The 21,048-nt window shown below is 53.0% G+C and carries 21 protein-coding genes, 5 tRNA genes and 1 pseudogene; 8 read left to right on the top strand and 19 right to left on the bottom strand.

Annotation, left to right across the window (positions count from 1 at the left end; genetic code table 11):
• The first annotated feature begins 188 nt into the window (after positions 1–188).
• Positions 189–1,130 (top strand): CDF family zinc transporter ZitB, encoded by a 942-nt coding sequence (gene zitB, locus QNN88_RS17130; protein WP_414241269.1) that lies wholly within the window; start codon positions 189–191, stop codon positions 1,128–1,130.
• Here zitB and pnuC read toward each other — a convergent pair.
• The 19 genes from pnuC to QNN88_RS17035 all read right to left on the bottom strand — a co-directional run bounded on the left by pnuC (position 1,127) and on the right by QNN88_RS17035 (position 13,999).
• Complete coding sequence (gene pnuC, locus QNN88_RS17125) at positions 1,127–1,846, bottom strand: nicotinamide riboside transporter PnuC (protein ID WP_414241268.1); 720 nt, start codon at positions 1,844–1,846, stop codon at positions 1,127–1,129. The two genes, zitB and pnuC, sit on opposite strands and share 4 nt — an antisense overlap.
• 25 nt (positions 1,847–1,871) lie before the next feature.
• Positions 1,872–2,915, bottom strand: a complete 1,044-nt coding sequence (nadA, locus tag QNN88_RS17120; RefSeq protein WP_414241384.1) for a quinolinate synthase NadA — start codon at positions 2,913–2,915, stop codon at positions 1,872–1,874.
• A gap of 399 nt (positions 2,916–3,314) precedes the next feature.
• Positions 3,315–3,390, bottom strand: a tRNA-Lys gene (locus QNN88_RS17115).
• A gap of 131 nt (positions 3,391–3,521) precedes the next feature.
• A tRNA-Lys gene (locus tag QNN88_RS17110) sits at positions 3,522–3,597 on the bottom strand.
• Positions 3,598–3,656: 59 nt separating this feature from the next.
• Positions 3,657–3,732 (bottom strand) — tRNA-Lys (locus QNN88_RS17105).
• Positions 3,733–3,735: 3 nt separating this feature from the next.
• Positions 3,736–3,811 (bottom strand) — tRNA-Val (locus QNN88_RS17100).
• A 36-nt stretch (positions 3,812–3,847) separates the two neighbouring features.
• A tRNA-Lys gene (locus QNN88_RS17095) sits at positions 3,848–3,923 on the bottom strand.
• A gap of 164 nt (positions 3,924–4,087) precedes the next feature.
• Positions 4,088–4,870, bottom strand: a complete 783-nt coding sequence (gene cpoB, locus QNN88_RS17090; protein WP_414241267.1) for a cell division protein CpoB — start codon at positions 4,868–4,870, stop codon at positions 4,088–4,090.
• A gap of 9 nt (positions 4,871–4,879) precedes the next feature.
• Positions 4,880–5,398, bottom strand: a complete 519-nt coding sequence (pal, locus tag QNN88_RS17085) for a peptidoglycan-associated lipoprotein Pal (protein WP_006685431.1) — start codon at positions 5,396–5,398, stop codon at positions 4,880–4,882.
• A gap of 34 nt (positions 5,399–5,432) precedes the next feature.
• Positions 5,433–6,725: a Tol-Pal system beta propeller repeat protein TolB gene (tolB, locus tag QNN88_RS17080; protein ID WP_043001339.1), complete on the bottom strand. Its 1,293-nt coding sequence runs from the start codon at positions 6,723–6,725 to the stop codon at positions 5,433–5,435.
• A gap of 131 nt (positions 6,726–6,856) precedes the next feature.
• Complete coding sequence (gene tolA / locus QNN88_RS17075; RefSeq protein WP_414241266.1) at positions 6,857–8,065, bottom strand: cell envelope integrity protein TolA; 1,209 nt, start codon at positions 8,063–8,065, stop codon at positions 6,857–6,859.
• Between the two features lie 61 nt (positions 8,066–8,126).
• Entirely contained in the window at positions 8,127–8,555 is a 429-nt protein-coding gene (gene tolR / locus QNN88_RS17070; RefSeq protein WP_414241265.1) for a colicin uptake protein TolR, read from the bottom strand.
• Positions 8,556–8,558: 3 nt separating this feature from the next.
• Complete coding sequence (gene tolQ / locus QNN88_RS17065) at positions 8,559–9,251, bottom strand: Tol-Pal system protein TolQ (RefSeq protein WP_414241264.1); 693 nt, start codon at positions 9,249–9,251, stop codon at positions 8,559–8,561.
• A complete protein-coding gene (gene ybgC / locus QNN88_RS17060; RefSeq protein ID WP_195295389.1) occupies positions 9,248–9,652 on the bottom strand; it encodes a tol-pal system-associated acyl-CoA thioesterase in 405 nt (134 codons plus the stop codon). The genes tolQ and ybgC overlap by 4 nt, the downstream gene beginning before the upstream one ends.
• Before the next feature lie 274 nt (positions 9,653–9,926).
• Complete coding sequence (ybgE, locus tag QNN88_RS17055) at positions 9,927–10,220, bottom strand: cyd operon protein YbgE (protein ID WP_414241263.1); 294 nt, start codon at positions 10,218–10,220, stop codon at positions 9,927–9,929.
• Positions 10,220–10,333, bottom strand: a complete 114-nt coding sequence (cydX, locus tag QNN88_RS17050) for a cytochrome bd-I oxidase subunit CydX (protein WP_042320599.1) — start codon at positions 10,331–10,333, stop codon at positions 10,220–10,222. Before cydX ends, ybgE begins: the two co-directional genes overlap by 1 nt.
• 14 nt (positions 10,334–10,347) lie before the next feature.
• Positions 10,348–11,487 (bottom strand): cytochrome d ubiquinol oxidase subunit II, encoded by a 1,140-nt coding sequence (gene cydB, locus QNN88_RS17045; protein ID WP_414241262.1) that lies wholly within the window; start codon positions 11,485–11,487, stop codon positions 10,348–10,350.
• A gap of 15 nt (positions 11,488–11,502) precedes the next feature.
• The gene (gene cydA, locus QNN88_RS17040; protein ID WP_414241383.1) at positions 11,503–13,071 is read right to left on the bottom strand and encodes a cytochrome ubiquinol oxidase subunit I; all 1,569 of its coding nucleotides are present in this window, start codon (positions 13,069–13,071) and stop codon (positions 11,503–11,505) included.
• Between the two features lie 676 nt (positions 13,072–13,747).
• Positions 13,748–13,999: a glycosyl hydrolase-related protein gene (locus QNN88_RS17035; protein WP_414241261.1), complete on the bottom strand. Its 252-nt coding sequence runs from the start codon at positions 13,997–13,999 to the stop codon at positions 13,748–13,750.
• 25 nt (positions 14,000–14,024) lie between these two features.
• Here QNN88_RS17035 and QNN88_RS17030 point away from each other — a divergent pair.
• The 7 genes and pseudogenes from QNN88_RS17030 to QNN88_RS17000 all read left to right on the top strand — a co-directional run.
• Positions 14,025–14,195 (top strand): annotated as a pseudogene (locus QNN88_RS17030) (transcriptional regulator); the annotation flags it as partial.
• A 459-nt stretch (positions 14,196–14,654) separates the two neighbouring features.
• Positions 14,655–15,104 (top strand): methylaspartate mutase subunit S, encoded by a 450-nt coding sequence (gene glmS, locus QNN88_RS17025; RefSeq protein WP_414241260.1) that lies wholly within the window; start codon positions 14,655–14,657, stop codon positions 15,102–15,104.
• Positions 15,104–16,492, top strand: coding sequence for a methylaspartate mutase accessory protein GlmL (gene glmL / locus QNN88_RS17020; protein WP_414241259.1), 1,389 nt, complete (start codon positions 15,104–15,106; stop codon positions 16,490–16,492). Before glmS ends, glmL begins: the two co-directional genes overlap by 1 nt.
• 18 nt (positions 16,493–16,510) lie before the next feature.
• On the top strand, positions 16,511–17,956 hold the full coding sequence (locus QNN88_RS17015) for a methylaspartate mutase subunit E (protein ID WP_414241258.1): 1,446 nt from the start codon (positions 16,511–16,513) through the stop codon (positions 17,954–17,956).
• Positions 17,956–19,197 carry a methylaspartate ammonia-lyase gene (locus QNN88_RS17010; protein ID WP_414241257.1) on the top strand — a complete coding sequence of 414 codons (1,242 nt, stop codon included), beginning with the start codon at positions 17,956–17,958 and terminating at the stop codon, positions 19,195–19,197. The genes QNN88_RS17015 and QNN88_RS17010 overlap by 1 nt, the downstream gene beginning before the upstream one ends.
• Positions 19,198–19,200: 3 nt before the next feature.
• Positions 19,201–20,571: an acyclic terpene utilization AtuA family protein gene (locus tag QNN88_RS17005; RefSeq protein ID WP_414241256.1), complete on the top strand. Its 1,371-nt coding sequence runs from the start codon at positions 19,201–19,203 to the stop codon at positions 20,569–20,571.
• Positions 20,568–20,885 (top strand): DUF4387 domain-containing protein, encoded by a 318-nt coding sequence (locus QNN88_RS17000; protein ID WP_414241255.1) that lies wholly within the window; start codon positions 20,568–20,570, stop codon positions 20,883–20,885. The genes QNN88_RS17005 and QNN88_RS17000 overlap by 4 nt, the downstream gene beginning before the upstream one ends.
• The last annotated feature ends 163 nt before the right edge of the window (positions 20,886–21,048 follow it).

Genomic DNA, 21,048 nt, shown 5'->3' with positions numbered 1-21,048 from the left:
GTGGTTATCAGCCGAAAATCAGTGGATTGATTTTCCTGGTTTTTAATGAGGTGATCTTTGCTTGTTCGGTATCGTAATGAAGTTTGTCATCACCCCCGGGAGAGCTCAGGCTCTCCTTTTTTAATTTATTAATCCAGAAACGGTATGATGTCATACAGTTAAGAAGAGAATAACCAAGGAATGACATTATGGCGCACTCACACTCTCATTCTGCCCCTCACCTGCCCGAGGATGGCAATGCCCGCCGGTTGCTGCTCGCATTTTGCATCACGGCGGGTTTTATGTTGCTGGAGGTGGTCGGCGGAATTTTATCCGGCTCGCTGGCGCTGCTCGCCGACGCCGGGCACATGCTAACCGATGCCGCCGCGCTCCTGTTCGCATTGCTGGCCGTTCAGTTTGCCCGCCGACCGCCAACTGTCCGCCATACCTTTGGCTGGCTGAGACTTACCACGCTGGCCGCTTTCGTCAACGCGATTGCGTTAGTCGTAATTACGATTTTAATCGTCTGGGAGGCGATTGAGCGCTTCTACACGCCGCGTCCTGTAGCAGGCGGTATGATGATGATCATCGCCGTCGCCGGATTGCTGGCGAATATCCTTGCCTTCTGGATCCTGCATCGCGGCAGCGAAGAGAAAAACCTGAACGTACGCGCCGCGGCCTTGCATGTGATGGGTGATTTGCTGGGTTCGGTCGGGGCTATCGTCGCGGCGGTAATCATTATCTGGACCGGCTGGACGCCCGCAGACCCCATTCTGTCGATACTGGTCTCACTGCTGGTTCTGCGCAGCGCGTGGCGCTTATTGAAAGATAGCGTGAATGAGTTACTGGAAGGAGCCCCGGTTTCACTGGATATCGCCGCGCTGCAGCGTCATCTCAGTCGGACGATCCCGGAAGTGCGAAATATTCATCATGTTCATGTCTGGATGGTGGGTGAAAAGCCGGTAATGACCCTGCATGCACAAGTCATCCCTCCGCACGATCATGACGGCTTGCTGGAGCGCATTCAGCATTTCCTCATGCATCACTACCAGATTGAACATGCCACCATTCAGTTGGAGTATCAGCCTTGTCACGGGCCGGACTGCAATCTGAATCAGAAAGTGTCCGGCCATTCACATTATCATCACTAATGAGACAGCGCGTGTGAGCCTCGTTCGCGCGCGCTGTTAATCCACATCCTGCTGCCATTAAGCGCAATGAAGGTCAGGATCAAGTACTCCAGCGACATCGCATAGACCCCCTGCAGGGCAAAGATCACCACGCTAATCACATTGATCACCACCCAGAGCAGCCAGTTCTCAACGTATTTGCGGGTCATCAGGATCATCGCCACAATCGACAGTACCATCATGCAGGAATCCCAGAACGGGAAAGCATCAGGCTGCAATTCCGGTACGGCAACCTGTAAACCCATCATCTGCATGATCGTTACCGCAATACGGGTCAGAAAAGCAAAGACCGGGTCGATATACACTGTCATCAGCCCGATCGCCACCACACAAACCGCCAGCCAGCCCAGCGCCTTAGGCAAGGGAAGCCAGCGAATTTTGAGTTCGGCCTCGTTCTGCGTCGTTTGTCGCGACCAAGCGTACCAGCCATAAATATTGGCCGCGAAGAAGAAAAGCTGCAGCAGCAGGCTGGCATAAAGCTGGATCTGAAAAAATATGATTGCGAATAGCGTGACGTTAATCAGGCCGAAAGCGTAGTTACTGATCTTTTCCATACTGGCGAGGCCAATACAGAGCAAACCGGCGATAGTGCCCACCGCCTCGATCCAGGACAGATCGTACCCCCCTGCACCCAATGGAATATGTACCAGAATGTTCTGCGTGCTAAAAAAGTCCATCTTTTCCCCCAGCGCGGTTTATTGTTCACGCACGTAGTGTAGCCGCAAATTCCAGCATACGGTTTAACGGCACCAATGCGCCTTCTCGCAGCGCTTCGTCAACGTATATCTCATGAGTCTGCCCTCCCTGCTCCAGGCCCTCTGCGATTGCTTTGAGGCCGTTCATCGCCATCCACGGACAATGCGCGCAGCTGCGGCAGGTGGCGCCTTCACCGGCAGTGGGTGCTTCCAGTAATTCTTTGCCCGGTACCGCCTGCTGCATTTTGTAGAAAATACCTCGATCGGTGGCGACGATAAGTTGCTGGTGCGGCAGAGTTTTAGCGGCATTAATGAGCTGACTGGTCGAACCGACGGCATCCGCCATGTCCACTATCGACTGGGGGGATTCCGGATGCACCAGGACAGCCGCATCCGGGTATAGCCCTTTCATGCGACTGAGCGCCTGTGTTTTGAATTCATCGTGGACAATACATGCCCCCTGCCAGCAGAGGACATCCGCGCCCGTCTGCTTCTGGACATATTTGCCGAGATGACGATCCGGTGCCCAGATGATTTTTTCACCTAAACTATCCAGATGCTCAATCAGTTCAACCGCGATACTGGACGTGACCACCCAGTCGGCGCGAGCCTTAACCGCCGCAGAGGTATTGGCGTAGACCACAACGGTGCGATCCGGATGGGCATCGCAGAACGCGCTGAATGCGTCAATTGGACAGCCGAGATCCAGCGAACATTCGGCTTGTAAGGTCGGCATTAAAATGGTCTTTTCCGGGCTGAGGATTTTGGCCGTCTCCCCCATAAAGCGCACACCCGCGACAAGCAGCGTGGAAGCGGGATGACTGGCGCCAAAGCGGGCCATTTCCAGTGAATCAGAAATACAGCCGCCGGTCTCTTCAGCCAGTTGCTGGATTTCAGGATCGGTATAATAGTGTGCGACCATCACCGCATCACGCTCCTTCAGCAGGCGCTTGATCTTTTCGCGGTAGAACGCCTTTTCATCGACGCTCAGAGGTACAGGCTTCGGGGGAAACGGATAGATTGCGGCTTCAGGATCAAACATCACGCTCATCATGCTTTCTCGTTTTGCTGGCTTAACGAATTAACCGACTTAAGGCGTGATGCATGCCATGATCGGTCATATTTGTTTTATATGCTAAACAAGATAGCGGATTGAGCGGCAAAAGTCACAACAATTGCGCTTGATAGCGCCGGATGGCAACTGACGTCTTATCCGGCCTGGAAGGGCGTAGCCATTGACCAGATAAATCATTCCGGGCCTGACAAGCAAAGCGTTGTCAGGCATTACGCAGGTTCGAATCGTTACATTCTGCGCATAGCAAAAAGGCGCCTTTAGGGCGCCTTTTTACACTGGTGGGTCGTGCAGGATGACTCGGCTTCGCCTCGCCCTTCTGGCCGTTGCTAAAGCAACGTTATCCTTCACGTTTAACATCAGGGTTTGATGTTAAATTGGTGGGTCGTGCAGGATTCGAACCTGCGACCAATTGATTAAAAGTCAACTGCTCTACCAACTGAGCTAACGACCCTTTACGGGAATTTCTTACTTAATCATTCAGGATGGTGGGTCGTGCAGGATGACTCGGCTTCGCCTCGCCCTACGGACCGTTGCTGATGCAACGTTATCCTTCACGTTCTCTACCAGTGACCACCTTTAATTTGGTGGGTCGTGCAGGATTCGAACCTGCGACCAATTGATTAAAAGTCAACTGCTCTACCAACTGAGCTAACGACCCATTCGGGTGTTACCTGAAAGATTTTTTACTCGGCACCAATTTAATATTCAATGTTAAATTGGTGGGTCGTGCAGGATTCGAACCTGCGACCAATTGATTAAAAGTCAACTGCTCTACCAACTGAGCTAACGACCCGAGTGGTGGGTGATGACGGGATCGAACCGCCGACCCCCTCCTTGTAAGGGAGGTGCTCTCCCAGCTGAGCTAATCACCCGATACTACGCTGGATACTACTGACTGACTTTGTCAGTGGTGGGTCGTGCAGGATTCGAACCTGCGACCAATTGATTAAAAGTCAACTGCTCTACCAACTGAGCTAACGACCCACTTTTGTGCTGCTTTCGGGTTGTTTGATATCCCGTGGCAACGGCGGCATATATTACTGATTTAAGAATTCAGCGCAACAAAAATTTCGATGTAGATCACTCAACTGCTTATGAATCACACGACACGACCAGAAATAATTCGATTTCTGGTCGCATGCTGTGCATTACATCGCGCCAAGACGTTTCTGCGCTTGCTTCGCGCCTTCTGTGCCTGGGTATTTACTGATAACCTGCTGATATACCGCTTTTGCTTTCGCGGCGTCACCTTTGTCCTGCATGATCACGCCGACTTTATACATCGCATCTGCAGCCTTAGGTGACTTCGGGTAGTTTTTCACGACCGAAGCAAAATAAAACGCGGCATCATCTTTTTTACCCTTGTTGTAATTCAACTGACCGAGCCAGTAGTTGGCGTTCGGCTGATAAGTCGAATCAGGGTACTTTTTGATGAAGTTCTGGAATGCCACAATAGCGTCTTCCTGGCGAGATTTATCCTGCACCAGCGCAATTGCCGCATTGTAATCGGTATTCGCGTCACCGCTTTGTACCGGCGCACCCGACGTCGCAGCACCCGCGTCAGGCGTAGCCGTCGCTGCTCCGCTCTGATCGCCACTTGCCGGTTGTGCGGCGGTCCCACCGCTACTCAAACTGTCCATCTGCAGCAGGATCTGCTTCTGGCGCTCAACCACCTGATTCAGTTGATATTGGCTTTCCTGAATTTGACCACGCAGGGAGTCTATATCGGCCTGATTATCAGAGAGTTGCTGCTGGAGTTGGGTTAAAAGCTGGCTGTGAGCGTTAGAAATACGCTCGAGTTGAGTGACACGGTCTTCGACCGAGCCTGAGCCGACACTACTGATTGGCGCCTGAGCAAAAGCGGCCCAGGGGGCCGCTATGCCAACCAGTAACGACAGACTCAACAGATGATGTCTGAAGTTACTGCTCATGCAATTCTCTTAGTAAACCAGTACGGCACGACGGTTTTTGGAGTAAGCCGCTTCGTCGTGACCCAGTACTGCAGGTTTTTCTTTACCGTAAGAAACGATGGAGATCTGGTCAGCAGAAACGCCTTTACCCTGCAGGTACATCTTAACCGCGTTCGCACGACGTTCACCCAGGGAGATGTTGTACTCAGGAGTACCACGTTCGTCCGCATGACCTTCTACGGTGACTTTGTAAGACGGGTTGCTACGCAGGAAGTTAGCGTGTGCATCCAGCATTGCAGCGAAGTCAGAACGGATATCGTACTTGTCCAGATCGAAGTAAACGATGTTGTTCTGCTGCAGCTGTTGCATCTGCAGACGAGCCTGCTCTTCAGAGGACATGTTGCCGCTGCCGTTTGCATCCATACCAGTGCCGGCACCCAGCATGCCTTCGCTGCCGTCATTGCTAGCGTTCTTGTTAGAAGAACATGCCGCAATAGCCATAACAGGCAGAGCAATCATCAGCCCTTTCAGCACTTTGTTCAGTTGCATTTCAATGATTCCTTTATTAATCAATTATTTATTATCACAGATACGGCGACCAGGCAGGGAATTTTACCTGTCCATCAGTTGCCGGAAGACGCGCTTTGAAACGCCCATCTGTAGAAACCAAATTCAGCACGGATCCCATCCCCTGAGAAGAGCTGTAGATTACCATAGTGCCGTTAGGTGCCAGACTTGGCGTTTCGTCCAGGAACGTTGACGACAGAACTTGTACGCCACCCGCTACCAGATCTTGTTTGGCAATGTGCTGCTGACCATTGGCCGAACTTACCATTACCATAAATTTGCCGTCGCTGCTGACATCAGCATCCTGGTTTTGTGAACCTTCCCAGGTAATACGCTGCGGAGCACCGCCATTAACGTTAACTTTGTACACTTGCGGACGACCCGCCTGATCCGAGGTAAAGGCCAGGTTCTGGCTGTCCGGGAACCAGGTCGGCTCCGTATTGTTGCTGCGACCATCGGTCACCTGACGGATCTGGCCAGAACCAATATCCATCACATACAGGTTCAGACTCCCGGTTTTTGACAAGGCAAACGCCAGTTTGCTGCCATCCGGAGAGAACGCTGGCGCACCGTTGTGACGCGGGAATGACGCAACCTGACGGACCGCGCCGTTAGACAACGTCTGAATAACCAGCGCAGAACGACCGCTTTCGAAGGTGACATACGCCAGTTTAGAACCGTCCGGAGACCAGGCCGGAGACATCAACGGCTGCGGTGAACGGTGAACCACAAACTGGTTGTAGCCATCGTAGTCAGACACGCGCAGTTCATACGGGAACTGACCGCCGTTAGTCTGAACAACATACGCGATACGGGTGCGGAATGCGCCTTTAATGCCCGTCAGTTTCTCGAACACTTCGTCACTGGCAGTATGGCCGGCATAACGCAACCACTGCTTGTTTACTTTGTAAGAGTTCTGAGCCAGAACAGTACCCGGTGCACCGCCGGTGTCAACCAGCTGGTAAGCGACATTGTAGGAACCGTCCGGATTCGGAGTCACCTGACCGACCACGACCGCGTCAATTCCCAGCGCAGACCATGCTGCAGGTTGAACGTCCTGCGCAGTCCCCGGCTGCTGTGGCAAACGAGACCGATCTAATGGGTTAAATTTACCGCTGTTACGCAGATCCGCACCAACGATACCACCGATATCTTCAGGTGCAGCGCCCGGCCCGGCCCACTGGAATGGCACAACGCCAATCGGGCGCGCCGAGTCCACCCCCTGGGTGATCTCGATACGTACTTCTGCATGCAGCACCGCTGCCCACAGCATCAGAAAACCAAATGCTACTCGTAATGCCTGCTTCATCATATCTCCCTTATCCAGGCGATCAGCCCACGATAATTTAGCAGAATGTTAACAAACTCAAATACACAAAACTACCAGAACCCAGCGACTACCGCAGATTGTTTTCCCCGCCATCACGGGGAAAGTTTAGCTTACGGTTTAAAGTCCAGAGGTGCGTTTTTGAACACTTCATATACCGCCTGGCTCGGTGGTTTTGGAATCTTCGCTTGTCGGGCTGCAGCAAGCGCTGCCTGACAAAGCGCGGGATCGCCACCTTCAGACTGGATGTCGAGCAGCATACCGTCAGAGGCCAGTTTTATCCGCAGCGTACAGGTTTTACCTGCATAAGACGATGCGTCGTAGAACTTGCTCTCGATGGCAGATTTAATCTGCCCGGCATAGTTGCTGATGTCCGCGCCTGACGCGCCATTATTTTTAGTATTACCACTCCCCGCAGGAGAAGCGTTGTTCCCTTTTGCTCCACCGCCGGTTTTCGGCGCATTCTTACCTGAGCTGAGATCGCCGAGCAGGTCGTCAACGCCGGATGCCGCCGCGGCTTTTTCCACCGCTGCCTTTTTAGCTGCCGCCGCTTTATCAGCGGCTGCTTTCTTATCGGCAGCCGCTTTCTCTGCTGCAGCTTTTTTATCCGCCGCTGCTTTTTCTGCTGCGGCCTTTTTCTCGGCTGCCGCTTTTTCTGCCGCCGCCGCTTTCGCTGCCGCGGCTTTTTCAGCGGCCGCTTTCTTCGCAGCTTCCGCTTCAGCTTTCTTCTTAGCGTCCGCTGCGGCTTTAGCCGCTTCTGCTTCCGCTTTCTTCTTCGCATCCGCAGCGGCTTTTGCGGCTTCCGCTTCGGCTTTTTTCTGTGCATCCGCAGCGGCTTTTTTCGCCGCTTCTGCAGCTTCTTTCGCCTGCGCGTCAGCTTTCGCTTTGGCATCCGCCGCCGCTTTCTTCGCCGCTTCTTCTGCCTGTTTCTGCTGTTCCTGCGCTTTCTTCGCGTCAGCTTCAGCCTGCTTCTGCTGTTCCTGAGCCGCTAAACGTTCTTTCTCGATCTGCTTAAGCCGCTCCTGTTCGGCAGCCTGCTTCTCACGAAGCTCTTCCGCCTGCTGCTGCTCCAGCTTTTCACGTTGCTCTTTGGCACGCTGCGCGCTTGACTGTTGCTGCTGCTGACGTTCGTACTGCTGAACCACGGCGCCAGGATCAACCATCACAGCATCGATGGAAGAACCACCGCCGCCGCCGGCTGAAGCCTCTATATGCTCATCGAACGAACTCCAGATCAGGACTGCAAATAGGATGACATGCAGCACCGCTGAAATAATTATCGCCCGTTTGAGCTTGTCGTTTTGTTCGGTTGCCTTTGACACTCTCGGTTCCCAAAAACTGTTCGCCTGTTACACGCTCTCTTAAAAACAGAGACGCAAATGATCAGATAGGCTGCGTCATTAAGCCAACCGACTTCACACCCGCACTGTGCAACAAATTCAGCGCTTTAATTATTTCATCGTAAGGCACGTCTTTCGCGCCTCCGATCAAGAAGACCGTTTTCGGATTGGATTCCAGGCGGCTTTTCGCTTCGGCGATCACCTGTTCCGGCGGCAGTTGATCCAGACGATCTTTCTCAACCACCACGCTGTACTGCCCTACTCCGGAAACTTCAATAATGACCGGCGGATTGTCGTTACTGCTCACCGCCTGCGACTCGGTCGCATCCGGCAGATCGACTTCCACGCTCTGCGTAATAATCGGCGCTGTCGCCATAAAGATCAGCAATAGCACCAACAGAACGTCGAGCAACGGTACGATGTTGATTTCGGACTTCAGGTCGCGACGACCTCGTCCACGCGATCTGGCCATGGCTTACCCCTTGTTGCTTTCGCTAACGGTAAACGCCTGACGGTGCAGAATCGCGGTGAACTCTTCCATAAAGTTGTCGTAATTCAGTTCCAGCTTGTTAACGCGCTGATTCAGACGGTTATAGGCCATGACCGCAGGAATAGCCGCAAACAGACCGATAGCGGTCGCAATCAGCGCTTCCGCGATACCCGGCGCAACCATCTGCAACGTCGCTTGCTTCACTGCCCCAAGGGCGATAAAGGCGTGCATGATCCCCCACACGGTGCCGAACAGACCGATATACGGGCTGATGGAACCCACGGTGCCGAGGAACGGAATATGCGTTTCCAGCGTTTCAAGTTCACGGTTCATTGAGATCCGCATCGCGCGAGACGCGCCCTCCACCACCGCTTCCGGCGCATGGCTGTTTGCCCGATGCAGTCGCGCAAACTCTTTGAACCCGCTATAGAAGATTTGTTCCGAACCCGCCAGACTATCGCGACGTCCCTGGCTCTCCTGATACAGGCGAGACAGTTCAATACCGGACCAGAATTTGTCTTCGAACGCTTCGGCTTCACGCGCGGCGGCGTTGAGGATACGGGTCCGCTGTATAATGATGGCCCAGGATGCGATTGAAAAACCAATCAAAATCAACATGATAAGTTTAACCAGAAGGCTTGCCTTCAGGAACAAATCAAGGATATTCATGTCAGTCACTGCTTAAACTCCGCGACAATAGACTTGGGAAGCGCACGAGGCTTCATTTTGAGTGGGTCAACGCAAACAATCAGAACCTCAGCCTCATTGAGTACAGTGTTCTCTGCGTTGACAATGCGTTGCGTGAAAACCAAAGAGGTGCCACGCATTGACGTAATTTCGGTCTGGATTTCGAGCATATCGTCGAGTCGCGCAGGCGCGTAGTATTCCAGCGTCATTTTACGCACAACAAAGGCGACTCGCTCAGCCAGCAGCACCTGCTGACTGAAGTGGTGATGGCGCAGCATTTCTGTGCGTGCTCGTTCATAAAAAGCAACATAACTGGCGTGATAAACCACACCACCGGCGTCGGTGTCTTCATAATAGACCCGGACCGGCCATCGAAATATATACTTACTCATTCCTGCGGCCTCTTGGTTGGCTTCGTCCACTTACACCCGTCACCTACTTCAGTAAGCTCCTGGTGCTTCGCGTACTTGCCGCCGCGATGCTTCAAGAATGCTGTTGTATATAGCGTTGTATTCACTTTACATCCCGGTAATGCAACAAAAGTTAGTGCTTTTAAACGTTGCTACTATACGCGCGCGATTGAGGCTTGGGAATGGGGGGAAGTTAAGGGAGAGTAAAAATATATGGGCTTATGCAAGCCCATAGATCATTCAGGATGTTTCTTATTCAAAAGAAGAAGAAAAACAGACCGACAATAAGCACGATATCGGCGAGCAATGGTGAGAAAATCCCCTGCCAGTGCGCGGCGCGAGGACGAAAACCCACACCATGAATAATGCCGGCACAGACCGCCCACATCAGCAGCAGACCGTGCCAGATTTCCAGCCCGCTGGTTTTAGCCGCAAAGCGGGAGGGATCCCAAAACATACATCCTGCTAACACTAACGCCATCACTAAAGAAAGCGCCCGTAACGGGCGCTTGTCCATCGCGTTATATTGCATCGCGATCAGGGTGGTCATCAGTGTTCTTCTTGACCGTCTTTGCTTGCCTCGACGTGCTCAAGGGCCAGCGCGGTGATGATCCCAAATGCACAGGCAAGAAGCGTTCCCAGAATCCAGGCGAAATACCACATAGTTTGCTCCTTACTTAGTACAGAGAGTGGGTATTGTTTTCAATATGCTCTTTGGTGATGCGACCGAACATTTTCCAATAACACCAGCTGGTGTAGATGAGAATGATCGGAACAAACACCACAGCAACCCAGGTCATCAGATTCAGCGTCAGCTGACTGGACGTCGCATCCCACATGGTCAGACTTGCGTTCATCATCGTGCTTGAAGGCATCACGAACGGGAACATCGCGATACCGGCAGTCAGGATGATGCAGGCCAGCGTCAGAGAAGAGAACAGGAACGCCCATGCTCCTTTCTCCATACGGGAAGTCAAAATCGTCAACAGCGGCAGCACTACGCCCAGTGCCGGAACCAGCCACAGGATCGGGGCATTGTTAAAGTTCACCAGCCATGCACCCGCTTCACGCGCCACTTCTTTGGTCAGCGGGTTAGACGCCGCATGATGATCAATCGCAGAGGTCACCACATAGCCGTCGATACCGTACATGACCCAGACACCCGCCAGGGCGAAGCAGACCAGAGTGACCAGCGCCGCAATCTGCGATGTCGCACGGGCACGCAGATGCAGTTCACCCACGGTACGCATCTGCAGATAGGTCGCGCCCTGAGTGATGATCATGCCCACGCTCACTACGCCTGCCAGCAGGCCAAACGGATTCAGCAACTGGAAGAAGTTACCGGTGTAGTACAGACGCAGATACTCGTCGATATGGAACGGTACACCCTGCAGCAGGTTGCCGAACGCCACGCCAATCACCAGCGGCGGCACAAAGCTCCCCACAAAAATGCCCCAGTCCCACATGTTGCGCCAGCGGGTGTCTTCAATCTTGGAGCGGTAATCAAAACCGACCGGACGGAAGAACAAAGACGCCAGTACGAGGATCATCGCCACATAGAAACCGGAGAACGCCGCGGCGTAGACCATCGGCCAGGCCGCAAACAGCGCGCCGCCCGCGGTGATCAGCCACACCTGGTTACCGTCCCAGTGCGGGGCGATGGAGTTAATCATAATTCGACGCTCGGTGTCGTTACGACCGAGGAAACGGGTGAGCATGCCCACCCCCATGTCGAAGCCATCGGTGACCGCAAAACCAATCAGCAGAATGCCAACCAGCAGCCACCAGATAAAACGTAGTACTTCATAATCGATCATTTGACGACTCCTGTCTTAGCGTGCCGGCTGAGAAGCCACGGTGGACTGCTCATAGTGGTAGCGACCCGTTTTCAGGCTGCTTGGGCCAAGGCGTGCGAACTTGAACATCAGGAACAGTTCAGCCACCAGGAACAGGGTATACAGGCCACAAATCAGGATCATGGAGAACAGCAGGTCACCGACGGTCAGCGACGAGTTCGCCACTGCGGTTGGTAATACCTCACCGATCGCCCACGGCTGACGACCATATTCGGCGACAAACCAGCCGGCTTCGACAGCAATCCACGGCAGCGGAATACCGTACAGCGCGGCGCGCAGCAGCCATTTCTTCTCACCGATGCGGTTACGAATCACGCTCCAGAAGGAGAGCGCAATGATCGCCAGCAGCAGGAAGCCACAGGCCACCATGATACGGAAGGCGAAATACAGCGGCGCAACGCGTGGAATAGAATCTTTCGTCGCCTGCTGAATCTGCGCTTCAGTCGCATCAGAGACGTTCGGGGTATAGCGTTTCAGCAGCAGACCGTAACCCAGGTCTTTTTTCATCACGTTGAACTGATCGCGAACCGCCTGGTCGGTAGAACCGGCACGCAGCTGTTCCAGCAGTTCATACGCTTTCATCCCGTTACGGATACGCTCTTCATGCTGCACCATCAGGTCTTTCAGACCAATAACCGGCGTGTCGACAGAACGTGTCGCGATGATGCCAAGTGCATACGGGATCTGAATTGCCAGTTTGTTTTCCTGCGAATCCTGATCCGGAATACCGAACAGAGTAAAGGCAGCCGGAGCAGGCTGAGTCTCCCACTCTGCTTCAATGGCCGCGAGTTTAGTTTTCTGCACGTCGCCCATTTCATAACCGGATTCATCACCCAGAACGATAACAGACAGCACGGCAGCCATACCAAAGCTGGCGGCGATGGCGAAAGAGCGTTTTGCGAAAGCGACGTCGCGGCCTTTCAGCAGGTAATAAGCGCTGATACCGAGGATGAACATCGCGCCGGTCACGTAGCCAGAGGCTACGGTATGCACAAATTTCACCTGAGCGACCGGGTTCAGTACCAGTTCAGAGAAGCTCACCATCTCCATACGCATGGTTTCGAAGTTGAAATCCGATGCGATAGGGTTTTGCATCCAGCCGTTTGCAACCAGGATCCACAGAGCGGACAGGTTAGAACCTAAAGCGACGAGCCAGGTTACCGCCATGTGCTGAACTTTACCCAGACGATCCCAGCCGAAGAAGAACAGACCTACAAAGGTGGATTCGAGGAAGAAGGCCATCAGACCTTCGATCGCCAGCGGCGCACCGAAGATATCCCCAACGTAGTGGGAATAGTAAGACCAGTTTGTCCCGAACTGGAACTCCATGGTCAGCCCGGTTGCCACACCCAGAGCGAAGTTGATACCAAACAACTTGCCCCAGAACTTAGTCATATCTTTATAAATCTGTTTGCCGGAAAGGACGTAAACCGTTTCCATAATGGCCAGCAGGAACGCCATACCGAGCGTCAGTGGCACAAAGAGGAAGTGGTACATCGCGGTCAAGGCAAACTGTAAGCGCGACAGTTCGACTATATCTAACATCATGACTCCTTGCTCATCGCATGAAGACTCCGAGAGTGAACCCCGTTAGAAAGGGTCACACGCATGCCCCAATACAAAATAATTTGTGCGCTTTCGCCCTTGCTTTTTCGCAGGAAGGAAACAGAAAGGGTAAAAGGTTACAAACGTGTTAATAAAAAACTCAAATTGATCCCGCAATTATATTACGCCGCAAAATCCTTACAATAAACAGGTTTTTATTGAGGAAGATTTGCGTTTTTCGACAGTGATCAATTTATAGCGAATTTATCACCTTTCCACCAATTTGATCGGCGACAATTTAACTCGTTTCACGTCAGTTTTCCAATGTTTAAACATTGATTTAAATCAAAAACAAGAGCTTTTGTTAACCATGTTTAAACGGAGTGATTATAGTGAACAACATGTTGCAAACATGTATCTCTACGGGAGGGGGTGGTTACCAAGTGAAAATGTATATATAAAAAAACAGTGTTTTAATTAACGTCAACACAGGAATTTCTCTTCCCTTTCCCGATGCGATCAGCGTAGACAATTTATTATTATTTGCCAGGATCTCCTTTTCGCGCGCGAGAATTTACAATTACTTCACCTTTGCGATATCTGGAATTAACACCGCATAGTTATTATTCTGTTAATAAAAAAGCCACGCAATGCGTGGCCTGTGTCTGTTTGCTGACTATTCACACAATCTTGTAGCTAAATGTCCGCGTTTGTCCCGGTAAAACCGGGCCGATGTCGTTGCGCTTTTCACAACGCTCTTAACCGGCTGCTCATCCAGGCGCGTTTGGGTACACGCCTGAATCGCTCTGCGGGAGGCCACCGTTGCGTCAGATGACTGCGAATCTGAGAGATTAAACAGGCGCAGGATCCGTTCATCTCGCTCCTCGGCTTTCTTCAGGGTGCTCAACTGACACCCGACCGGCGGCATTGTGAACAGACTGCGTATCTGCCAGCGCACTCAGCAGGAGTTGATTCCTCTGCTACCCACTGAAGAGATGAGCCGCCTGCTTGTTATCCCGCTCACGAAACCCATCCCTGAAAAAGTGTCACGTGGCTTTTTAAAGGGAGGGCGGGTATTCGAATACAGTCGTAATGCGTTTAATACTATTGCGATGAAGTGTTAACTGCTTCACAAATATAAATGAAACGTAATAGACAGAATTTCTTCTGTCCCACACTGGTAATGACAAACAACTCACTATTATATTTATCATTTTATTAACAGTAATAGGATGGCGTATAGAATCATCATGTTTTATTCCGTTACGCACCTCACATTTCTTCTTCTTAAATTATTTAAACACCTCTTTTACGTAAAGACAAATAAACAAGATTCAGATCACAAACATTGAATCCCGTTTAATAGAAATCTATATATTATAATATGAAGCCTGCTTTAAAATACGAATAACCACATGATAATCAATGATTTTTTATTTTTCATTCATAGAATAATCGTTTTTAGAAAGATATTTTGAAAATAGATCAATTGCATCCAGCGCGCCTCCCCACGACACTCCGTCCCTATTAAAACGCTTAAAAACATTTTTATTTCTTACACTGAGTCCTGGAGAGGATTACCCATGAAAAAATCAACACTCGTTATTGGCGTCATTGGTGCTGACTGCCATGCCGTAGGCAATAAAGTTCTGGACCGCGTTTTTACTGCCCATGATTTTCGCGTAATCAATCTGGGCGTCATGGTGAGCCAGGATGAATATATCGATGCCGCGATCGAAACTGGCGCCGATGCGATTGTCGTCTCCTCTATTTATGGTCACGGCGACATTGACTGCCTGGGACTGCGCGAACGCTGCATCGAACGCGGCATTGGCGATATCCTCCTTTATGTTGGCGGCAACCTGGTAGTCGGGAAGCATGACTTCGCGGACATCGAAGCCAAATTTAAAGAAATGGGCTTCCAGCGCGTCTTTGCGCCAAGCCACGATCTCGAAGATGTCTGCCAGTTGATGGCGGCAGATATCAACAAGCGTCACGGCGTTGAAAACCGTTGTCTGGAAGAGGCTATCTGATGCAAACCGTCTCTGTCGATATCGGCTCGACGTGGACCAAAGCAGCCCTCTTCGCCAGGGAGGGGGATGCGTTAACACTGGTTAATCACGTTCTGACTCCGACGACAACCCATCATCTGGCGGAAGGGTTTTTCGCCAGTCTGAATCAGGTGCTAAACGTTGCCGATGCGCGTCCACTGCTTAACAGCGGTGAAGTGACCCTGAAATACTCCTCATCGGCGAAAGGCGGCCTTGCCGTCGCCGCAATGGGGCTGGTGCCGTCAATCACCCTGGAATCGGCAAAAGTCACGGCGCATTCCGCCGGAGCGAAAATCGCCCAGTACTATTCGTACAAACTGAATCGCCATGATATTCAGGCGCTGGAAGCCTCCCCGCCTGACATTCTGCTGTTCACGGGCGGTACGGACGGCGGTGAAGAGAGCTACGGACTGGCCAATGCGCGCGCACTGGCAGAGTCCAGCCTTGACTGCGCCATTATCTACGCCGGCAACCGCGACATTCAGGACGATGTCCAGACGATTCTGGGACACAAAGATCTGACTACGGTGGATAACATTCTGCCTGACCTCGATCACCCCAACCCTTTTGCCGCCCGCAAGGCGATTTGCGATGTCTTCCTGTCCCGTATCGTGAAAGGTAAAGGGCTGGATGTGATTGTCGGTGAAACTGGCGAAGAACCCATGCCGACCCCATGGACGGTGTACGAACTGGTCAAAGCCATCAGCGATGTCGATAGCGCGTGGAAAGAGTTCATGCTCATTGATATGGGCGGCGCGACGACTGACGTCTACTCCGCCAGCGCCAACATGCTGTCGCCAGACACCGTGCTGCACGGCGTCCCGGAGCCGTTCGTTAAGCGCACGGTGGAAGGCGATCTCGGCATGCGTGTCTCCGCCGTGGTGGTTGGCGAAAGCACCCAGGAACTGGTGAAAGTGGTATTTGCTCAGCAAGCGGCGCGCCAGGAAGCCTTTTATGGCTATCTGCGCCATCTGGTTGCCCATCCCGATTACCTGCCGCAAACCGATGAAGAGCGTTTTTTTGATTCCCTGTTAGCCGGTTTGTGTGTCGGCTATGCCGCCGAGCGTCACGCAGGCACCAAGAAGCAGGTGTGTACCTGCGTGGGCAACGTCGATTTACAGATGGGCCGCGACCTGACCACCGTGCGCAAAGTGGTCGGCTCGGGCGGCTGGCTCTCCCGCGCCAGTCAATTTGATATCCATCGCTGGCTCAAATACCGCGAGCTGGACGATGAGGGCCGACGCATTCTTTTACCCACTCAGTTTGAGTACTACCGCGACGCAAAAGGTTTGCTTCCTCTGCTGGCGAACGTCGCCAGACTGGATCCGCAGGCCGCAGCCCGCACCAGCATTCACTGTTTAACCCTATAAAACCTAAGGCAGCGACGAATGGAACTTCGAAATAAAAAATTAACCCATGACGAATTTATGACCGAGCGGCATCAGGTATTGCAGACGTGGCATACCGGCAAGGACGTCGAAAATTTTGAAGATGGCGTGAAGTACCAGCAGACCATTCCTGAGAAAAAACGGTTTTCCCATGCCTTGCTGAAGGCCGATCAGGAAGGGAAAACGCTGAGCCAACCGCGTGCGGGTGTGGCGCTGATGGATGAGCATATCGAACTGCTGAAAACCCTGCAGGTCGAGTGCGACCTGCTGCCCAGCACCATTGATGCGTATACCCGTCTGAATCGTTATGAAGAAGCCGCTATTGGGATCCAGAAATCCATCGAAGCGGGCACTTCGAAGCTCAACGGGCTGCCGGTGGTTAACCACGGCGTCGCGGCTTGCCGCCGAATGACCGAAGCGCTGGAGAAACCGATCCAGGTGCGTCACGGAACGCCCGATGCCCGTCTGCTGGCAGAAATTGCGATGGCCAGCGGCTTTACCAGCTATGAAGGCGGCGGTATCTCCTACAACATTCCTTATGCTAAGCGCGTTACGCTGGAAAAATCGATCCGCGACTGGCAGTACTGTGACCGCCTGATGGGGCTGTACGAAGAGCACGGCATTCGCATCAACCGCGAACCGTTTGGCCCGCTCACCGGCACGCTGATCCCGCCGTTTATGTCTCACTCGGTGGCGATTATCGAAGGTCTGCTGGCGCTGGAACAGGGCGTGAAGTCAATTACCGTCGGCTACGGCCAGGTTGGCAGCCTGACGCAGGATATCGCGGCGATTCAGTCACTGCGTGAACTGTCTCATGAATATTTCCAGAACTACGGTTTCGATGATTACGAGCTGAGCACCGTCTTCCACCAGTGGATGGGAGGCTTCCCGGAAGACGAATCCAAAGCCTTCGCCATTATTTCCTGGGGCGCGGCAGTAGCCGGTATGTCTGGTGCCACCAAAGTGATCACCAAGAGCCCGCATGAAGCCTTTGGTATCCCGACGGCAGCGGCTAACGCACAAGGGCTGCGCGCGTCACGTCAGATGCTCAACATGGTCAGTGACCAGAAATTCCCGCCGTGCGCCGCTGTCGAGCAGGAAGTGGAACTGATTAAGAGCGAAGTCCGCGCCGTTCTGAAGAAAGTGTTTGAACTGGGCAACGGCGATATCGCGCGTGGCACCGTGCTGGCCTTCGAAGCAGGCGTGCTGGATGTGCCTTTCGCTCCAGCCTCTTGCAACGCCGGTAAAATCCTGCCGGTTCGCGACAACGCCGGTGCGATCCGTGTTCTGGAAGCGGGCTCCGTTCCGCTGCCGCAGGACATTCTCGCCCTGCACCACGATTACGTCGCCGAACGTGCCCATTTCGAAGGACGTAAACCTTCATTCCAGATGGTTGTTGATGACATCAACGCTGTATCCCACAGTCAATTAATAGGAAGACCATAATGAAAATTAAACAGGCGCTTTTCACCGCTGGCTACTCCTCATTCTATTTTGATGACCAGCAGGCGATCAAAAATGGCGCAGGTCATGATGGATTCATTTACACCGGTGCTCCTGTCACGCCGGGCTTTACCTCCGTTCGCCAGGCTGGCGAGTGTGTTTCCGTACAACTGATTCTGGAAAACGGCGCCGTCGCGGTGGGTGATTGCGCTGCGGTGCAATACTCTGGTGCCGGCGGTCGCGATCCGCTGTTCCTGGCAGAACATTTTATTCCGTTCCTCAACGACCACATTAAGCCGCTGCTGGAAGGCCGCGACGTGGATGCATTCCTGCCGAACGCCCGTTTCTTCGACAAACTGCGCATCGACGGTAATTTGCTGCATACCGCCGTTCGTTACGGTCTGTCTCAGGCGCTGCTTGACGCCACCGCGCTGGCCTCAGGTCGTCTGAAAACCGAAGTGGTGTGTGACGAATGGCAACTGCCGTGCGTACCGGAAGCCATTCCGTTATTTGGCCAGAGCGGCGACGACCGCTACATCGCCGTCGACAAAATGATCCTCAAAGGCGTTGACGTTCTGCCGCACGCGCTGATCAACAACGTAGAAGAGAAGCTCGGCTTTAAAGGCGAAAAACTGCGTGAGTACGTTCGCTGGTTGTCTGACCGTATCATCAGCCTGCGCAGCAGCCCACGCTATCACCCGACGCTGCATATCGACGTATATGGCACCATCGGTTTGATCTTCGATATGGACCCGGTACGCTGCGCCGAGTACATCGCCAGCCTGGAAAAAGAAGCGCAGGGTCTGCCGCTGTACATTGAAGGCCCGGTCGACGCGGGTAACAAGCCGGATCAGATCCGCATGCTGACCGCCATCACCAAAGAGCTGACCCGTCTGGGTTCCGGCGTGAAAATTGTCGCCGACGAATGGTGTAACACCTATCAGGACATTGTTGACTTCACCGATGCCGGCAGCTGCCACATGGTGCAGATCAAAACCCCGGATCTCGGCGGCATTCACAACATCGTTGACGCGGTGCTGTATTGCAACAAACACGGGATGGAAGCCTACCAGGGCGGCACCTGCAACGAAACTGAAATCAGCGCCCGCACCTGCGTCCATGTGGCTCTCGCCGCGCGTCCGATGCGTATGCTGATCAAACCAGGTATGGGCTTCGATGAAGGTCTCAATATCGTGTTTAACGAAATGAACCGCACCATCGCGCTGTTGCAGACTAAGGATTAAGAGATGGCACGCACATTTAAGATCTTATCGCCGACGGCTATCCTGGGTTATGGCTTCCCGGAAGAGAGCTTTCGCAAAGCCATGGAAGAGTCACCGGATCTGATCGCGGTTGACGCAGGCTCCTCCGATCCGGGCCCCCATTATCTGGGGGCAGGTAAACCGTTCACCGACCGGGCCGGAGTGAAACGCGATCTGCGCTATATGATCACGGCGGGCGTTAAGCACAATATTCCGGTGGTGATTGGCACAGCCGGAGGGTCCGGCGCCGCGCCGCATCTTGAGTGGTGTCGGCAGATAATCCACGAGATTGCGCAGGAAGAAAAACTCTCCTTCTCAATGGCGCTCATCCCTTCAGACGTTGAGAAAGAGGTGGTTCATCAGGCGCTGGATAACGGCAAAATCACCGCGCTGGATTTCGTTCCACCGTTAACCCACGAAGCGATCGAAGAGAGCACTTACATCGTGGCGCAGATGGGGATCGAACCGTTCCAGCGTGCGCTGGAAGCCGGTGCGCAGGTGGTGCTGGGCGGACGGGCTTACGATCCGGCCTGCTTTGCGGCGCTGCCGATTATGCAGGGCTTTGATGAAGGTCTGGCGCTGCACTGTGGCAAGATCCTGGAATGTGCGGCCATTGCCGCCACCCCAGGTTCCGGTTCCGACTGCGCGATGGGGATTATCGACGACAACGGCTTTACGCTGAAGACGTTCAATCCTAAGCGCAAGTTTACCGAGACCTCGGCGGCGGCACACACCCTGTATGAGAAGTCCGATCCGTACTTCCTGCCAGGCCCTGGCGGCGTACTAAACCTGAAAGGGTGTAGCTTCAAAGCCGTGAACGATGGCGAAGTGTACGTCAGCGGTTCTCGTCACGAAGAGACGCCTTATGCGCTGAAGCTGGAAGGCGCGCGTCAGGTGGGCTTCCGCTGCCTGACCATCGCCGGCACCCGCGATCCGATCATGATTGCTGGCATTGACACTATTCTCGAAGACGTTCAGGCAAGCGTTGCCCGCAACCTCTCCCTGAATGATGACAGCATCCGCATGACCTTCCACCTGTACGGCAAGAACGGCGTGATGGGTAACCATGAACCAGTGCAAACTGCCGGGCATGAGCTGGGGATTTTGCTGGACGTGGTCGCGCCAACGCAGGATATCGCCAACAGCGTCTGTTCGCTGGTGCGCTCTACTCTATTGCACTACGGCTACGAAAACCGGATCGCCACGGCAGGCAACCTCGCCTTCCCGTTCTCGCCATCCGACATTCAAAGCGGGCCGGTGTATGAGTTCTCAATCTATCACCTGATCGAAGCCAGCGACGCCCTGCGTTTTGACTTCCATATCGAACAGGTGACGCCAGAAGGAGTTCAGGCATGAAACACGCGATTTGCAGCCTGGCGCAGGTGATTCGTTCTAAAAATGCCGGACCGTATGAACTGGTATTGGATATTTTATTTAAAACACGCGAAGACTATCAGCGGGTAAAACGTTCTGAGCAATTAACTCCACAGTTAATTGCCCGCTTATATAACGTTGAACCTGATTTTATTCATCGCATCGTCTGGTTTGACCCGGCGAATGCCGTAAAAATCGTGATGCCTCGCGATATTATTTCCGGCAACGTCGGTGACAATGATGTTTATGGCGCGCAGCAGCATGCGCCGTTATTAAGTATTGAGTTCGACCTGTAGTAAAAAATACAACAACATCCATTGGCGTACAGGATTTCGCTGTATCACTGTATTCCATATAATTCATGCGGTTGGTCATAACCTGCGTGCGTCTGAGCTGCTGTCCGGCGTCAGGCGCACGCTACCCTACAACACTTCACAGACCAGCCTTGATCCGATGGAG

The organism is Citrobacter sp. ANG330 (assembly GCF_047467925.1).
GTDB lineage: Bacteria > Pseudomonadota > Gammaproteobacteria > Enterobacterales > Enterobacteriaceae > Citrobacter_A > Citrobacter_A amalonaticus_G.
This window is presented reverse-complemented; position numbering and strand designations above follow the sequence as displayed.

Bases quoted from the DNA above. Each gene is read 5' to 3' on its own strand.
- QNN88_RS17000 (WP_414241255.1), top strand. From the start codon at position 20,568: ATGAAACACGCGATTTGCAGCCTGGCGCAGGTGATTCGTTCTAAAAAT.
- glmS (WP_414241260.1), top strand. From the start codon at position 14,655: ATGAAAAAATCAACACTCGTTATTGGCGTCATTGGTGCTGACTGCCAT.
- cydB (WP_414241262.1), bottom strand. From the start codon at position 11,487: ATGATCGATTATGAAGTACTACGTTTTATCTGGTGGCTGCTGGTTGGC.
- pal (WP_006685431.1), bottom strand. From the start codon at position 5,398: ATGCAACTGAACAAAGTGCTGAAAGGGCTGATGATTGCTCTGCCTGTT.
- QNN88_RS17005 (WP_414241256.1), top strand. From the start codon at position 19,201: ATGGCACGCACATTTAAGATCTTATCGCCGACGGCTATCCTGGGTTAT.
- QNN88_RS17035 (WP_414241261.1), bottom strand. From the start codon at position 13,999: ATGCCGCCGGTCGGGTGTCAGTTGAGCACCCTGAAGAAAGCCGAGGAG.
- tolR (WP_414241265.1), bottom strand. From the start codon at position 8,555: ATGGCCAGATCGCGTGGACGAGGTCGTCGCGACCTGAAGTCCGAAATC.
- QNN88_RS17010 (WP_414241257.1), top strand. From the start codon at position 17,956: ATGAAAATTAAACAGGCGCTTTTCACCGCTGGCTACTCCTCATTCTAT.
- cydA (WP_414241383.1), bottom strand. From the start codon at position 13,071: ATGTTAGATATAGTCGAACTGTCGCGCTTACAGTTTGCCTTGACCGCG.
- cydX (WP_042320599.1), bottom strand. From the start codon at position 10,333: ATGTGGTATTTCGCCTGGATTCTGGGAACGCTTCTTGCCTGTGCATTT.
- nadA (WP_414241384.1), bottom strand. From the start codon at position 2,915: ATGAGCGTGATGTTTGATCCTGAAGCCGCAATCTATCCGTTTCCCCCG.
- cpoB (WP_414241267.1), bottom strand. From the start codon at position 4,870: ATGAGCAGTAACTTCAGACATCATCTGTTGAGTCTGTCGTTACTGGTT.
- zitB (WP_414241269.1), top strand. From the start codon at position 189: ATGGCGCACTCACACTCTCATTCTGCCCCTCACCTGCCCGAGGATGGC.
- ybgC (WP_195295389.1), bottom strand. From the start codon at position 9,652: ATGAGTAAGTATATATTTCGATGGCCGGTCCGGGTCTATTATGAAGAC.
- QNN88_RS17015 (WP_414241258.1), top strand. From the start codon at position 16,511: ATGGAACTTCGAAATAAAAAATTAACCCATGACGAATTTATGACCGAG.
- tolB (WP_043001339.1), bottom strand. From the start codon at position 6,725: ATGAAGCAGGCATTACGAGTAGCATTTGGTTTTCTGATGCTGTGGGCA.
- ybgE (WP_414241263.1), bottom strand. From the start codon at position 10,220: ATGACCACCCTGATCGCGATGCAATATAACGCGATGGACAAGCGCCCG.
- glmL (WP_414241259.1), top strand. From the start codon at position 15,104: ATGCAAACCGTCTCTGTCGATATCGGCTCGACGTGGACCAAAGCAGCC.
- pnuC (WP_414241268.1), bottom strand. From the start codon at position 1,846: ATGGACTTTTTTAGCACGCAGAACATTCTGGTACATATTCCATTGGGT.